Source organism: bacterium (assembly GCA_020444065.1).
Taxonomy (GTDB): Bacteria; Sumerlaeota; Sumerlaeia; order SLMS01; family JAHLLQ01; genus JAHLLQ01.
This window is the reverse complement of record JAHLLQ010000002.1, coordinates 631,894-645,846: the sequence shown is the minus strand read 5'-3', so window position 1 is coordinate 645,846 and position 13,953 is coordinate 631,894. Positions and strand designations below refer to the sequence as shown.

The following is a 13,953-nucleotide window of genomic DNA, read 5'->3' as shown; positions in this document are numbered from 1 at the left end:
CATGGCAGAAATCGAATGGCTCGGGCATGCTTCGTTCCGCATCCGGGCAGATATCGTTCTCTACATCGATCCGTGGAAACTGAAGGGGAAGCAGGAGAAGGCGGACTTCATCCTGATCTCGCATAGCCACTTCGATCATCTCTCCGCAGAGGACATCGAGAAGGTTCGACGTAAGGACACGGTGATTGTGGCTCCTGAAGAGTGCCAGGGGAAGATCACCGGCGATGTCTGGTGGGCGCAGCCGGGGCAGTCGCTGGCGGGCAAAGGACTCTCGCTGAAGGCAACCCCGGCGTACAACATCGGGAAGCAGTTTCACCCGAAGGAGAACGGCTGGGTGGGCTACGTGATCGCCCTTGGTGGAGAAAACATCTACTACGCGGGCGACACGGATGTGATTCCGGAGATGGAAGAGCTGGAGAACATCGATGTGGCTCTGCTTCCGATCGGAGGCACATACACGATGAATCCCGAGGAAGGGGCCAGGGCCGCCGAGTGCATTCGCCCGGGTCGATGCATCCCGTATCACTGGGGCGACATCGTGGGAACGCTGGAGGATGCCGAAGCGTTCAAGGCGGCGTGCTCCGTACCGGTGGAGATTCAGAATCCCTACGAATGATCAAGGTACTGGCAGCATTGGCATTTCTTGCGGGCGCCGGGTTGCTGGGCTGGGCGGGCGTGATGCAATGGCAGCGCGCTGCGTGGCGCCGCAAAATGGCCGACACGCGCAAGTACCTGCATGAATCGGGTCGATTGGCAGCCGAAGAATGGCCCGTGCCGGCTGTCATTTGCCGGCGAAACGATCATCGCATCCGGCGCGGGCGGGCAGCGCTGTTTCTGACGGATACAGACCTCTGGATTGAAGTGGATCGTCCGCGTCGGGGCGTCTGCGTGGAGCGCCGTGCGCTGCTGCGTGTCGGAACAGATCCGGGTCCGATTGGGCGTGACCTTGGCAAGAATGTCCTTTATCTCGCATGGCGCCAGGATCCCGACGGCGTCGTCGAGGGACGGTTCGCCGTCGCCAATCCGAAGATCTGGGCGGGGCGCCTTTCGGAAATGGGGACGGAGTCGGACTAATTCACGTCCGCGATGTCCAAAGTGCGATCCTGGTTCGCGTCGTAATTATCCGGGACGGTGCGCTTGCCGAGAATCGCATCGACAACATCAACGTCCGCCGGGGCGACAACGTCGCCGCCCTGCGAGAAGATGATCGCCGTGTACGGACGAAGCGTGAACTTCGCACTCTGGCCCATTCCGTCGCGATCGATATCTTCTGTCTCCACGAAGGTATTGCCAAGGTTCGTGAAGTCTGCGCCGTAGTCTGAATCGTCGCTGTTGAACCGGGCGTGCCATGCGCCTGCACGTGGGAAGCCCACGCGATACTCGGTGAAGCTGGTCGCCGAGAAGTTAATGACCACAACAACGTCGTCGCCTTCGCCACCGTTCATCCAGCGATGATAGGCAATGACCTTTGCGCCATCGTTGACGTGGTGAATATTGAGGCCCTCACCAGTCAGACCCCGTGTCGTGCCATCGATATTGCGGCGCAGGTGAACCAGGTCGCGGTACAGAGCGTAGATTCCCGACTGCGTGGTGCGCTTCGACCAATCCAAGGGATCGTCGTCGTGGAACCATCCATCTTCCAGGAACTCTTGGCCTTGGAAGATCATTGGAATGCCCGGCGCGGTGAAAAGTAACGCCGCTCCGGCGGTGGAGCGCTTGCGCGAGAACCAACTGTCGGAATTGCCGGGCCAGATCTCCTCCGGAACGCGCGCCTTTCCGTTGGCAACTTCGTCGTGGCTTTCGGTGTAGATGACGCGCTGGAAGGGCTCATTGTTGTAGCCGTGAACGAGCATGTCGTACACGTCCCACATGTTGCGATTGCTGTCGCTGCCTGTGATGATCACGTTGCGAATCGTATGCACAAAGCTGGAGTCCCATTGCGAGTCAAAGCCCGCACCCCCGGCCCCGGTGGTTTTCGTCAGCCACTCGTTGTTGAGCATATCTTCGGCGATTATCAGCTTCTCGGGCCAGGTTCCATCAATGCGATCGTTGGCGATCTGCATCGTCCACCAGCCATCGCCGATGTCTCCTCCGCCGCCGCTGTTCTGCGTGCGGATGTTGCTGGTCGAGTCCCATCGCAATCCGTCGGCGTTGAACTCGTTCAGCCAGAAATAGGCATTGTCTGAGATGAAATCGCGCACCTCGGAGCGACCGTAGTTCGGCCGCGTGTCGCCCCATTCTGTAACGGCCCGCCAGTCGTCGTAGAAGTAAATCCCACCGTTGTCGTAGCACGGTCCATCGAAGCACCAGTAAGCCGTATCGAGATCGCTGGGCCCCCAGTGATTGTAGACCACGTCGATCATCACTCCGATGCCGCGCTTGTGGGCTTCGTTGATGAAATTCTTCATGTCGTGGACGGAGCCGTACGCGCTCTCCGGCGCGAAGAGATGCGCGGGGTTGTAGCCCCAGGAATGATCGCCTGCGAACTCGTTGATGGGCATGACCTCGATCATGTTGATGCCCAGGTCGGCCAGGTGATCGAGCTTCTGAGTGGCGTAGTACCACGAAGACGGCGTTCCCCCAGTCGGAGAGTAGAACGTCCCAACGTGCATCTCGTAGATGATCGTCTCGTTCCAGGATGGCATCGTGAAGTCGGCAGTCCAGTTGAAGCTGTCCTGATCGACGATGATGCCATTGCCGACGGAATTGACGACAGCGCCTGCACGTGGATCGGTTCTCCACATCGTATCGCCATCAGTCTTGATCACGTACTTGTACTGGTCGCCGGCCTCCGCTGCAGCAACGTCGGCGGACCACATCCCACCGTCTTCTGGGGAGAGAAGATTGGAAGAGCTGCTCCATCCGTTGAATTGGCCAGCCACGGAAACGGTGTCTGCGTTCGGCGCCCACACACGAAAAGTCACGCCGCCATCGTATGGAATGGCTCCCATGCCGTTGCGAGCGGACGGTTCTGCGATAGCGAAACTAACAAGTAGCGAGAGGATTCCGGCGGCCGCGACGTTGCGCCACCGCGAAATCTTCTGCACAGAATGAGTGAGATGTTGCATCGTACCCCCGATGGTCGAAGCAATAAAGCGTTTGCCCCCGATGAGAAACGCGATTTCGAGGGGAGAGGTTGCAAGTCGAAGGCCACTTGTCGGGGGATGCTACAGATCGTCTTCTTCAGGCATCGGAGTGAGTTGTTCACCTCGTCGAGCCCGGGGCGGCTCGAGTGGAAGCCAGAGACGAGCGATGGTTCCGCCGCCACGACGATCGATGAACTCAACGGTGCCGCCGTGCAGGTCGATGTGTGATTTCACAATCGAAAGCCCCAGGCCTGTGCCGCCGGCTTTCTCTGTGTAGAACGGTTCGAAGAGCTGAGCCCGAGCGGCCTCCGAGAAACCGGGACCGTTGTCCTCAACCTCGATCGAGACGCCGGGGCTTCCTTCCGAACCGACTTCGGAGTACGTACGCAGCGTGATGCGCCCGGTCGGTCCGGACGCCTCGAAGGCATTGCGGCACAGATTGGAGAGGGCTTCCTCGATCCGGGCACGATCGCAATGAACGTGGGGGAGCTCGGACTCAAGGTCTTCGATCACATCGAGCATGCCGGCGGTCTCATCGCCCTCGCCGCGCGTTACTTCGGACTCGAGGCGGAGAAGAATCGCAGCGCGCTCGACCATGGGATTCAAGTCTTCTTCTTCAAGTCGTACGTCGGGCTTTCGTGCAAGGCCAAGCAGATGGCGGACCTTCTTATCAAGTGAATCGACTTCCTCGGAGATGATCCCGAGGTGGCGCAGGAAGGAGTCGCGCTGTGGGAACTCGTCCATCTTCTCGATTCGCTCGCGCATCATCTGGGTGTAGCCCTTGATCGGGCCGAGGGGGTTCTTGATTTCGTGTGCGATCCGGGCAGCCATTTCGCCGACGACGGAAAGGCGCTCCGCCCGGCGAAGTCGTTCGCGGGTCTCGCGCAACTCGGCGCGGGCTTCTTTAACTAGCCGACTGTATTCCCAGGCGCGCCGGAAGAGCAGACGGTCGAAGTATGTCTGGACGCGTGGAAGGCTCGCCATCAGCACGACGAGAATGATCGTCGCAAGCACGGTGCGCTGGATGGTCGGAACAAGAAGGACCTGCGCCGTGACAGATTCATAGAGCGTGTAAATGAAGTGGCTAATGAGGAACCCGACGAGGATGATAATCGAGTAGTAAATCCAGCGCGAAAGGTAGAGAGGGCGTTCGACTTCCTCCTGGCGAATCACGACGAGGATGCCGACCTGCGCAATCAGGGCCATCAGAAGACCGGGGCCGGGGATCGGCGTGATCGAGCGATTCGTCGCCGTCAGTGCAAAGATGGCCGTAAAGAGAATCGGCCCGAGGATCGTGGTCAGAAGATGCTTGGGAAGATTCCGTTCGGGTCCGCGGGGGGCCTGATTGTATCGCGTCGCCAGAATCAGAATGGTCGCAGAGAAGTAGCCGACAAGGTAGATCAGCGGCCATTGGCCAACGGAGTTGATAATTGCTTCCCACGTTGGCGTCTGAAAGGGGTAGTACTGCTGCATCTCCCCGGCGACACGGAAGTCCGTGATCGCTGTTACTACGATTGCGGGTAGAAAGACCGCTGCGAGAACCCAGGGTCTCCCCCACCACTTTCGCATGGGGATGGGCCGCGTCCCGGCGAAGTACAACATATTCGCCGGAATCAACATGGTGCCGAGGATCGGCAACCCGACGGCCCAGGGTTCATGATCCAGGGCATGCCAGAATTCCGTGCCGCCGGACCACAGAATCAGACAGAACGCATTGACGATCAGAAAGAACCCCGACCGCGTGCGATCGTGCTCGCGCAATACGTAGTAGATCACGATCACGTTGAGCAGGACGATGACAGCGGTCGGGATAATTCTCAGCATTGTTGTTCAACGACAGCGATGAAGTGGCCGGCATGGGCCGGCGAGGGGCGCTACTTCGCCAGCATCCCTCCCAGAATACCGATACCGCGCTTCAGTTGTTCCTCGGTCACGGCAAAGGAGATTCGGAAATGCGTGTTCTGTTCGCTGAAGACATTGCCCGGCACGACCAGGAGGTTGTTCTTGATCGCTTCCTTGACGAACTCTTTGCCGTTTCCGGTCGGTGATTTCGGGAAAATGTAAAACGCGCCACCTGGCTTACTGACTTCGTAACCGAGCCCTGAGAGGCCTTCGTAGATCACATCGCGGCGACCCCGGTACTGGCGACGCGTCTCCGTCATGTCGAGATCGATTCCGACAAGGGCGGCTTCCTGTGCAGGCGATGGGGCGCAAACAAAGGAATACTGCTGCACCTCGGACATTGCCTGAATCAGGTCCTTTGGCCCGTATGTCCATCCAAGACGCCAACCGGTCATGCCGGCGCTCTTCGAGAGACCGGACACAATGATCGTGCGCTCGGGATCGGTGTACTTCGCGGGGGACTCGAATTCCCCATCGTAGGTCAAGTGCTCGTAGATTTCGTCGCTGAGCACGATCAGGTCTTTCTCTTCGGCGAACTTCCCAACCATCTCCAGTTCCTCGCGGCTGTAGACGATACCGGTCGGGTTGTTCGGAGAGTTGACGATGATCATTTTGCACTTGGGAGTCCACGCCTTCTCGAGTTCCTCGCGACGCAGGCGGAAGTCCGGGTACGTGTTGATGTAGCGAGGCACGGCACCGATGAACTTGGCGAGATGCTTGTACATGACGAAGTACGGGTCCGTGAACATGATCTCGTCGCCGGGATTGAGCAGTACGAGCAGGCTCAGAAGGAGCCCACCGCTGGTGCCGGCGACGACAATGACGCCGCCACCATCGTGGCCGCGCTGCTTGTACAGGTCCGAAACCTTCTCGCGCAGGGGAACCGTCCCCGCGGTCAGCGTATAGCGGTTCTTGCCAGAGCGAATGGCATCGATAGCCGCGTCCTTGACGGCGTCGGGAACATCGTAGTCGGGCTGACCAATGGACAGATTACAGGGATTCTCAAGCGTAGCGGCCAGATCGAAGACCTTGCGGATTCCGCTGGAGTCGATTTGGAAACGGCGATCGGCGAATTTCACGGAATTGCTCCTCGTGGGGAAGTCTTTCAAGAATCGAATCTACTGAACATAAGGCAGGCGTGCACCGCAACTGGGACAAGAGTCTTCAATCTCCGTCGGGGTCAGATTTTCGACCATCCCCCGCCGGATCAGCGTCCTGCCGCAGTCGGTACAGTGCGTATTCATCAGCCCCATCTCTTCGTCGTCCACATAGACGAAATCGAGATGATGGGAAAGCTCTTCGTGGGCTTGGCGGGCGGTTTCGCGTGAAGTCTTCGCCGTCCAAGTGAATGCGGGCTCCAGACGAAGGAGAATGACCGGAATGCGTGTGTCCACACCGGCAAGCCACTTGCCAAAGGCCGCGAGCTGTTCGCGCCAGGTCGGATATTCATCAATGACGAGATAGGTCGTCTCCACGTGAACGCCAAGGGTTCGAGCAACTTCCAGATTCTGACGGACGCGATCCAGGTGCCCCCCACACTCCCGGGTCAGCGTCTCGGCATCGAAGCCCTTGAATCCGAAGGTGATTGTGTCGGTGAACTCAAGAACCTCGCGAAAGGGTTCGTGATTCCAGGAACCGCAAGTCTGCAGAAAGGTCTGGAGTCCGGCCTCGCGCGCAAGCTTGAAGGTATCGACAACAAACTCGTGGGAGACGGCGGGCTCGTTGATGCCGAAAGCAATGCCGATCGCGGAAGCCTCGAGCGCCCTGTCGATGAGAGTCTTTGGAGCCACGCCGCTGGTCTGCACACCGCCGGTCTGGCTGTAGCGGTACGTGTTGCAGAACGGGCAACGCATGACGCAGCCCTTCATTCCGACAAGCAGCCACCTGTCCGCGGGACGAAAGTGGTAAAGCGGCAGCGTGGAGGCGTCGACGACCTCGGTTGAAGCCACCTTGCCGTAGTTGTCGACGTAGAGAGCCCCATGGCGGTTCGACCGCACGCCGCAGGTGCCCGACCGGGAAGGCGCAATGGAGCACAGGTGGGGACAGATCTGACAAACGACAGAGTCCCACTCTTCGACTACGTAGTATCGTCCTTCAACTCGGCGCGCCACGGGATACCTCTCCTGAATTGCCCGGCTAATCCAAAAACCTTGTCCAGGAACAACCTGAACGCAAGTCCAGGAGGGCCGAAAGGGGAATTATCACATCCCCTCACGCTAGACTTGTTGACCAGGATCGGGGAAATCGGATAGTGTGATACTGAGTTCCTGAATGGGTGTTTAGGTGGGGAAGCACACGTCTGTTCAGCCAGATACGTCTGGAGCAGAAAGCGTGTGAACACCTGACACACGACCTCCGAACCCAGTGGGTCGGACGTTGCGTCGTGGGGGACAACAGGGCGATGCTCGACTCGACTGGCAAGGCCTACGAGGAGTGGCCGCAGGAGAGCATTTGTACGCGGGAGTTTGGCTCGCAAGGAGAAGCGGCTCTGGATGAGACAGAGTTGTTGCGAGCTGTCGTCGATGCCACCTTCGAAGCCATTGTCATCCACCGGGACGGAAAAGTCCTGGCGGCCAATCACCGTTTTGCAACGATGCACGGCTATGAGCCCGAGGAGGTGATCGGGCGATGTGTCTATGATTTTGTCGCGAATCAAAGTCGTGATCGCGTGATCGAGCGCGTTGCGGAGGACGCGCGCGAACTGTTCTGCGGGGTAGGTCAACGGAAGGATGGAAGCACCTTCTTTGTTGAAGTGCGCGGGCATACAATCAACTTCAATGGGCGACCTGCGCGGGCTTCCTCGATCATGGATATCAGCGCGCGGCGGGATGCAGAAGAGGCGTTGCGCGAGACGCGCGATGAACTCCGGCAGACGCAGAAGATGCTGGCGGTGGGTCGTCTGGCCGCGGGAATCGCGCACGACTTCAACAATCTGCTGACTATCATCAACGGCTACAATCACCTGATCATGCGGCGTAAGGATGTGGCGGATGATGTTGCCGAAGCGGCTCGCGCCATCCAGCGCACAAGCCGCCGGGCAGCGGCTCTGACGCAGCAACTCCTGACATTCAGTCGCCGCCAGGTTCCGATCCAGCGCATCCTGGATTTGAACCAAGTTGTTTACGAGGCGGATCGACTGCTCGAGCGCGTCCTCGGCGAGCACATCCATCTGGAGATCAACCTCGGCGAGAAACTGCATCCAATCCGTGCAGATCATGGACAGCTCGATCAGGTAATTCTGAATCTGGCGATCAACGCGCGAGATGCAATGCCCGAGGGCGGGCGCCTGACGATCTCGACCGAAAACTGGGAAGTGTGTGAGTGCGGCGCCGCACACACGGGACTGGCGATCGGAACGCCTGGCGTGCGGATGTCGATCTCCGATACGGGGATCGGGATGAATGAAGAGACGCGGCGGCGGCTCTTCGAGCCCTTCTTCACGACGAAGCCGCGGGGCGAAGGAACCGGGCTGGGCTTGGCCTCCGCGCAAGACATTATCAGTCAGAATGGCGGCTTCATAGCGGTTGAGAGCGGCGAGGGCACAGGAACAACATTCCGGATCTTCTTCCCCGCAGCCGCCGGCGAAGTCCCGACACCCGAGCCGGATGACTTCGTTCCATCGGGCGAGGCGGTGACGGGCACGATTCTCCTGGTCGAGGACAACGATGAGATCCGCCTCATCCTTCGGAATGCCCTGATCGAAGCGGGATTTGCCGTCATGGAAGCGCGCAGCGGACGCGAGGCGAATCGAATCCTGAAGGCCGAGTATGTCCCGCCGCTCGATCTGCTGATCACCGACGTGATCATGCCGGGTCTGGGCGGGATGGAACTGGCGGACGGACTGCTGGAGCGATACCCGAATCTGAAGATTCTGTTCATGACGGGTTACCCGAACGAGGATATTCAGCACGTTCTGGCCGACGACCGCGGCATCGAAGTGCTGCAGAAACCGTTTACGCCGGAGGCTCTGGTCAGCCGAGCGCGCGCGCTGCTGCGCCGGCTTGTTCAGAAGTGACTTCTGAGAGCAGGGCGGACGAGGCGCCCGCACGAGTCTTCGGGCGCCTCGTCATTACCTCGGCGCTTCTCATCTGTGTTCATCCCCTCCATCTGTGGCGCGATTCATCGAACCTCGGATTGCACGGAGCACACGGAGTGGTTTTGCCAGTTTCCGTTACGGATCTATTGCATCCTGCGGAATCGTGGCCGGTGCGCCGTGTCCACCGAACTGATTGCTGGCAAGAATGGAGAAACTGACCGCCTTTCCATCTTCGGCCAGAAACGTCTGGAACTCCAGGAAGTTTCGAGCGTCGCCGGCGTGTTCGACCTGGAAATGATTCAGAATAAGATAACGCGGCTTCTTGCCGAGCATTCGTTCGGCCTGGGCGATGGATTCCGGGAACCAACGATTCTTTTCCCAGTCGGCGTACTCGTCCGATTCGAGATCCCACACGGCAGCGTTTGATGCGGACTGATTAAGCGCCGTCCAGTTGTAGTTGGGCGATTCCTCCTGGGACTCGGCCAGTTGATCCGCAAACGACTTGCTGACACCCTGGACATCGAGGCCGTCCAGTTCTGAGCGATCGTGAAGGGCAAGTGCTTTCAGAATCGCCAGATTCATTTTCTTCGCAAACTGGATGGCCTTCAAGTCTTCGTCGGACATTTCGGAGGCGGGCGCGTGGTGCAGCACCGGCGCCATACCCGAGACAAGTTCGGCTGCGTTCTGCGATGTCACGGGAGTGTGTTCGCCCCCCGGATCGTCGCTCTTAATCGGATGACTCAGATCGTCTGCCCTTTTTTCGGCCGCGATTCGCTGGGCATCAAGACGCACATTCTCTGCACTGCGCATGAAGACAAGAGCACCGATAGCAACGGCTACCACGAGTACCAAGATAATGGCTGCGCGTTTCATGAGCGCTTCCTCCTGTGACTCGGCTTCAGAATGTTTTTCGCCTGTCTATCCCGAGGGCGCAAAAGAAATCTCAGCGCTTGACTTACCGGCGGACTTTCGCTTTATTTTCGCCATGAGCAAGACGAACCTCATTCTTCGGGAATCAGCGCCTGTCGCCGGCATTCTAGGGCCGGCGGCGCAGGGAGGGATCCTGGCTTTAGAGGTCCCCCGGCGGGTGACGGCGGAGGTTCTCGGCGGGCTGGCGCCGCAGGTGCTGGAGGGCGAGCGGGAGCTCTATTGCGTGGATGGCGGGAATAGCTTCGATCCTTATGTCTTCAGCACTTACGCCCGCCGTCGCGGGGTCGATCCAGCACTGGCGCTGGATCGGGTGTTTGTCACGCGAACGTTCACGATCCACCAGTTGGAGGCGGTGGCGGCGCAGTTGTTACCGCCGCTGGCGGGACGTCGGCCACAGCCGATCGGGGCGGTGCTCGGGATCGAGCATTTGTTTCTGGAGGAGTCACTGGCGCTGCGCGAGAGGCGCCAGGTACTGGAGCGCATCGCGGGTCACCTGACTCGTCTGCGGCGCGAGGGAATGATGATTTTGCTGACGCACGATCCGCCGATGGAGGGACGGGGATGGTGGCGGCCGGTGATCGATCGGCTGGCGGATTTTCGCGGAACCGTGCATCGCACGCCGGAGGGTTTGCCGGATGTGCGCGTTCGCCAGATTCAATGATATGGGAGGCCGCCAATGGGCCGGACATTACCAACCTTTAACACGTACCTGCAGGAAGAGATCGATTCCTGGCGACCATTTCGCCGGGCGCTGCGGCGCGAGCACCAGGCGGCGTTCGATCGTCTTTTTACCCGCGCTCGCCGCCACACCGCGGAAGCCACGCACGTCGCGCGCCCCGTTCCATTCGACAGCCTTGTGATGGCGATCCTACTGGATCAGGAATTGGAAATCGAGCGCTTGCGGAAGGAGTTGGAGAAGATCGCGGCCGGCGACTGACGGCGGTTGCAACGACTCGCCACTGGCCATTCTCATGAAATCCTGGCTCTTCGATCTCTATGCACGCGGTTCTTCTATGGTCCTTTGGTTTCTGACGGACGATGGAAAGCGCGTGCGTGTGGAGGACGAGTTTTGCCCGATTGTGTATCTCGATGGCGACGGGCGATCGGTGAGGGGGTGCCTGCGTGCGATCGAGAAAAGTGGGGACGCAGAACTGCTCGATTGGACGGAGCGGCGCGATTTCTGGACCGGCGATATGCGGCGCGTGTTTGCGTTGCGTGTACGCGAGGCGGAAACGTGGCGTTTCAAGCTGCAACGCTACGCCGATCGTTATCCACTGGTTTCGTGGTACAATGCGGACCTGATGCCGGAGCAGCTTTATTGCTACGAGCGCGCGATCTTTCCGCTTTGTCGATGCGAGTTCGAAGCGCGCGACGGCACCCTGGCGGCGTTGCGGCTGGAGGACGATCGTTGGGATACGCGCTACGATGCGCCACCGTTGAGAACGGTAGAAATACGCGCAGAGGGGCGATTGCTCGGTCGGCGGCCGCGTCTGGAATCGATTACACTCGAACACGATGGGATCGAAATGACGTGGGATGATCCGGCGACCATGCTGGAGAGTTTCCAGGATGCGATCGATCGAATCGACCCCGATGTTCTGATGACCAATGGCGGCGATGGGTTTGTCTTTCCGCTGCTGCTGAGCGCGGCGCGACAGATGCGCTTTCCGCTGCGGCTGGATCGCGAGCCGCCGCCGCGTGAGCGCAAGGCGCAGATCGATGGGCGATCGTTCATGTCCTACGGCCGCATTCTCTACCAGGCGCCGGAATACACGCTCTACGGGCGCTGGCATCTGGATCGCGACAACTCCTTCATGGTCGAGCACACGAACCTCGAGGGCCTATACGAAGTCACGCGACTGAGTCGTCTGCCGCCGCAGCGCATCGCACGCCGCAGCATCGGCACGGGAATCACGTCAGTGCAGCTTGATGTCGCGTACCACGAGCAGTACCTGATCCCATGGAAGAAGACGCAGCCGGAGGCGTGGAAAAGCGCATCGCAATTGCTGAAGACCGATCGCGGCGGGCTGGTGTACGCGCCGGAGATCGGCTTCTATGAGAATGTCGTCGAGTTGGATTTCATGTCCATGTACCCGACGATCATGTCGCGGTTCAATGTCTCGCCGGAGACGGTGAATTGCTCGTGTTGCCAGAACGTGCGCGTGCCGGAGATTGGCTACACGATCTGCGAACGGCGCGTGGGATTGGTTTCGCGGGCGCTGGCGCCATTGATCGACAAACGCGTCGAATACAAACAACTGCGTGGCGATGCCCGGGAACGTGCCGATGAGTTCGATGCTCAACGTTTCGACGACCGACAGAATGCGATCAAGTGGCTGCTGGTTTGCTGCTTCGGCTATCTCGGCTATCGCAACGCGCGATTCGGTCGCATCGAGGCCCACGAGTCCGTCTCTGCGTTCTCGCGCGAATTGCTGACGGTCGCGCGGGAGGTTTGCGAAGACCGCGGCTGGCACATGCTGCACGCGAATGTGGATTGTGTGTGGATCGTGAAGCCCGACTTCAAACGCGAGGAAATCGCCGAACTGCAACGCGAGATCGATGCGGCAACGGGGCTGACGATTTCTCTCGAAGGGGTTTATCGCTGGATCGCATTCCTGCCATCGCGACAATTTGCGGATCGGCCTGTGCCGACGCGTTATTTTGGAGCGTTCGAGGATGGATCGCTGAAGTTCCGCGGTATCGAATGCCGGCGTCGCGATCTGCCAATCTTCATTCGCTCCGCACAGAAGGTATTGCTGGATGAATTGTCGGCTGCGCGCACAGCGGAAGAGTATCGCGCAATGATTCCGTCCATCCGCGAGCGCGTGGCAGAATGGGAAGGCATGCTGTGGCGCGGCGAGATCCCGATCGATAAGCTGGCAGTTCGAGGGAATCTGTCCCACGAACCAACCGAGTACAAAGGCAACGGCCGCCAGGCACTTGCTGCGCGCCAATCCGAGCGCGCCGGCCTGAACATGCACGCCGGCGAGACGATCGAGTACATTATCACCGACGCGCAAAACGCCGATCGGGAGCGACGGGTTTGTCTGACGCCGCTGATGAATGCGGAGACGACATACGATCCGGTGGCGTACATTGAATTGTTGCGGCGCGCAGTGAATACGCTCCTGTGGCCCGCGGACGAGGAGTTGCTGGAGAAGAATATCCACCCGCCATGGGAGAAACCTGCTCCCCCACCCAAACAAAAAGATCGGCAACTGGATTTTCTGGAGGAATTGGGGTAAGTACACTGAGATTCGGGCGCCTGAACCAAGGTGGGGACCTCGTGCATCGACTACGACCACGCCCGGCGAGGAAATCCTCCGAAGGAGGATCAGTTGAATGGCCCCGGGCGACCAGCGGGAGCCCGGGGTAAAGGGACGAAAGAACTCCGTCCCCGAAGGGGGCGAAGAAGACCGTCAACGCGAGCGTTACTCCAGATATCGCTCCTCGAAAGGAATGCCCTCGGCTTCGAGAAGAGCACGCAACTCTTCAATGAAGGTGACCTTGCGGTGATGCTCTTCCTGGTTCTTGATGTAGTCGATCAGCTTGTCTTTATCAGCGTGTGACTTCGTAAATGCAGCGTAACTGATCTGCCAGCCATCGAAGAATGGGAAGACATCTTCGGATCGAATCCACTGATTGGTGCTGGTCTTAAGGTCTCGAACGAGATCTGCGAGAGCGATGGTCTGGTGAATGTGCGTGAGAATGTGGACGTGGTCTTCCACACCACCGATGCGATAGAGGTGGCAGCTCTTTTTCTTCAGGAACCCCCAGGCGTATTGGAAGAAGCGCCTGCGATTCGGCGCGTCCAGGACGGGCTTTCGTTCCTTTGTTGAAAACACGATGTGGTAGTAGAGCTGCGTGTAGGCGGACACAGGAGGCCTTTCTTGGCCCCCTCCGGGGACCAACGGGAAGACATCAGGTACCCCGAGCTCCCTACGGTCGCTCGGGGCCATTCAACTGGACCTCCTCCGGAGGTCAAAGGCGAACGCAAAA

At 59.3% G+C, this 13,953-nt stretch carries 12 protein-coding genes; 6 read left to right on the top strand and 6 right to left on the bottom strand.

The features are described from left to right. Position 1 precedes the first annotated feature (1 nt). Positions 2-616: an MBL fold metallo-hydrolase gene (locus KQI84_07070; GenBank protein ID MCB2154632.1), complete on the top strand. Its 615-nt coding sequence runs from the start codon at positions 2-4 to the stop codon at positions 614-616. Continuing rightward, positions 613-1,074, top strand: coding sequence for a hypothetical protein (locus tag KQI84_07065; GenBank protein ID MCB2154631.1), 462 nt, complete (start codon positions 613-615; stop codon positions 1,072-1,074). The genes KQI84_07070 and KQI84_07065 overlap by 4 nt, the downstream gene beginning before the upstream one ends. Here the strand turns inward: KQI84_07065 and KQI84_07060 are convergent. The 4 genes from KQI84_07060 to KQI84_07045 all read right to left on the bottom strand — a co-directional run bounded on the left by KQI84_07060 (position 1,071) and on the right by KQI84_07045 (position 7,099). After that, positions 1,071-2,951: an alpha amylase C-terminal domain-containing protein gene (locus KQI84_07060; GenBank protein ID MCB2154630.1), complete on the bottom strand. Its 1,881-nt coding sequence runs from the start codon at positions 2,949-2,951 to the stop codon at positions 1,071-1,073. The genes KQI84_07065 and KQI84_07060 overlap by 4 nt on opposite strands. 216 nt (positions 2,952-3,167) lie before the next feature. Continuing rightward, the gene (locus KQI84_07055; GenBank protein ID MCB2154629.1) at positions 3,168-4,910 is read right to left on the bottom strand and encodes a hypothetical protein; all 1,743 of its coding nucleotides are present in this window, start codon (positions 4,908-4,910) and stop codon (positions 3,168-3,170) included. Between the two features lie 50 nt (positions 4,911-4,960). Beyond that, a complete protein-coding gene (locus tag KQI84_07050) occupies positions 4,961-6,067 on the bottom strand; it encodes an aminotransferase class I/II-fold pyridoxal phosphate-dependent enzyme (GenBank protein MCB2154628.1) in 1,107 nt (368 codons plus the stop codon). Positions 6,068-6,106: 39 nt separating this feature from the next. Further along, the gene (locus KQI84_07045) at positions 6,107-7,099 is read right to left on the bottom strand and encodes a radical SAM protein (GenBank protein ID MCB2154627.1); all 993 of its coding nucleotides are present in this window, start codon (positions 7,097-7,099) and stop codon (positions 6,107-6,109) included. Positions 7,100-7,389: 290 nt separating this feature from the next. On the opposite strand from KQI84_07045, the gene KQI84_07040 reads away from it, so the two are divergent. After that, positions 7,390-9,003 carry a response regulator gene (locus KQI84_07040; GenBank protein ID MCB2154626.1) on the top strand — a complete coding sequence of 538 codons (1,614 nt, stop codon included), beginning with the start codon at positions 7,390-7,392 and terminating at the stop codon, positions 9,001-9,003. A gap of 156 nt (positions 9,004-9,159) precedes the next feature. On the opposite strand, the gene KQI84_07035 is transcribed toward KQI84_07040, so the two are convergent. Then, complete coding sequence (locus KQI84_07035) at positions 9,160-9,897, bottom strand: hypothetical protein (GenBank protein MCB2154625.1); 738 nt, start codon at positions 9,895-9,897, stop codon at positions 9,160-9,162. Positions 9,898-10,111: 214 nt separating this feature from the next. Between KQI84_07035 and KQI84_07030 the strand changes: the two genes are divergently transcribed. From KQI84_07030 to KQI84_07020, 3 genes are read left to right on the top strand one after another with little or no spacing between them, the layout of a single operon-like run. Beyond that, entirely contained in the window at positions 10,112-10,615 is a 504-nt protein-coding gene (locus KQI84_07030) for a hypothetical protein (GenBank protein ID MCB2154624.1), read from the top strand. 15 nt (positions 10,616-10,630) lie between these two features. After that, entirely contained in the window at positions 10,631-10,891 is a 261-nt protein-coding gene (locus KQI84_07025; protein MCB2154623.1) for a hypothetical protein, read from the top strand. Positions 10,892-10,925: 34 nt separating this feature from the next. Next, positions 10,926-13,199 carry a hypothetical protein gene (locus KQI84_07020; protein ID MCB2154622.1) on the top strand — a complete coding sequence of 758 codons (2,274 nt, stop codon included), beginning with the start codon at positions 10,926-10,928 and terminating at the stop codon, positions 13,197-13,199. Positions 13,200-13,385: 186 nt separating this feature from the next. Here the strand turns inward: KQI84_07020 and tnpA are convergent, their stop codons facing one another. Beyond that, positions 13,386-13,832 (bottom strand): IS200/IS605 family transposase, encoded by a 447-nt coding sequence (gene tnpA / locus KQI84_07015; protein MCB2154621.1) that lies wholly within the window; start codon positions 13,830-13,832, stop codon positions 13,386-13,388. Positions 13,833-13,953 lie beyond the last annotated feature (121 nt).

Bases quoted from the DNA above. Each gene is read 5' to 3' on its own strand.
- KQI84_07025 (MCB2154623.1), top strand. From the start codon at position 10,631: ATGGGCCGGACATTACCAACCTTTAACACGTACCTGCAGGAAGAGATC.
- KQI84_07065 (MCB2154631.1), top strand. From the start codon at position 613: ATGATCAAGGTACTGGCAGCATTGGCATTTCTTGCGGGCGCCGGGTTG.
- KQI84_07040 (MCB2154626.1), top strand. From the start codon at position 7,390: ATGCTCGACTCGACTGGCAAGGCCTACGAGGAGTGGCCGCAGGAGAGC.
- KQI84_07070 (MCB2154632.1), top strand. From the start codon at position 2: ATGGCAGAAATCGAATGGCTCGGGCATGCTTCGTTCCGCATCCGGGCA.
- KQI84_07055 (MCB2154629.1), bottom strand. From the start codon at position 4,910: ATGCTGAGAATTATCCCGACCGCTGTCATCGTCCTGCTCAACGTGATC.
- KQI84_07060 (MCB2154630.1), bottom strand. From the start codon at position 2,951: ATGGGAGCCATTCCATACGATGGCGGCGTGACTTTTCGTGTGTGGGCG.
- KQI84_07035 (MCB2154625.1), bottom strand. From the start codon at position 9,897: ATGAAACGCGCAGCCATTATCTTGGTACTCGTGGTAGCCGTTGCTATC.
- KQI84_07020 (MCB2154622.1), top strand. From the start codon at position 10,926: ATGAAATCCTGGCTCTTCGATCTCTATGCACGCGGTTCTTCTATGGTC.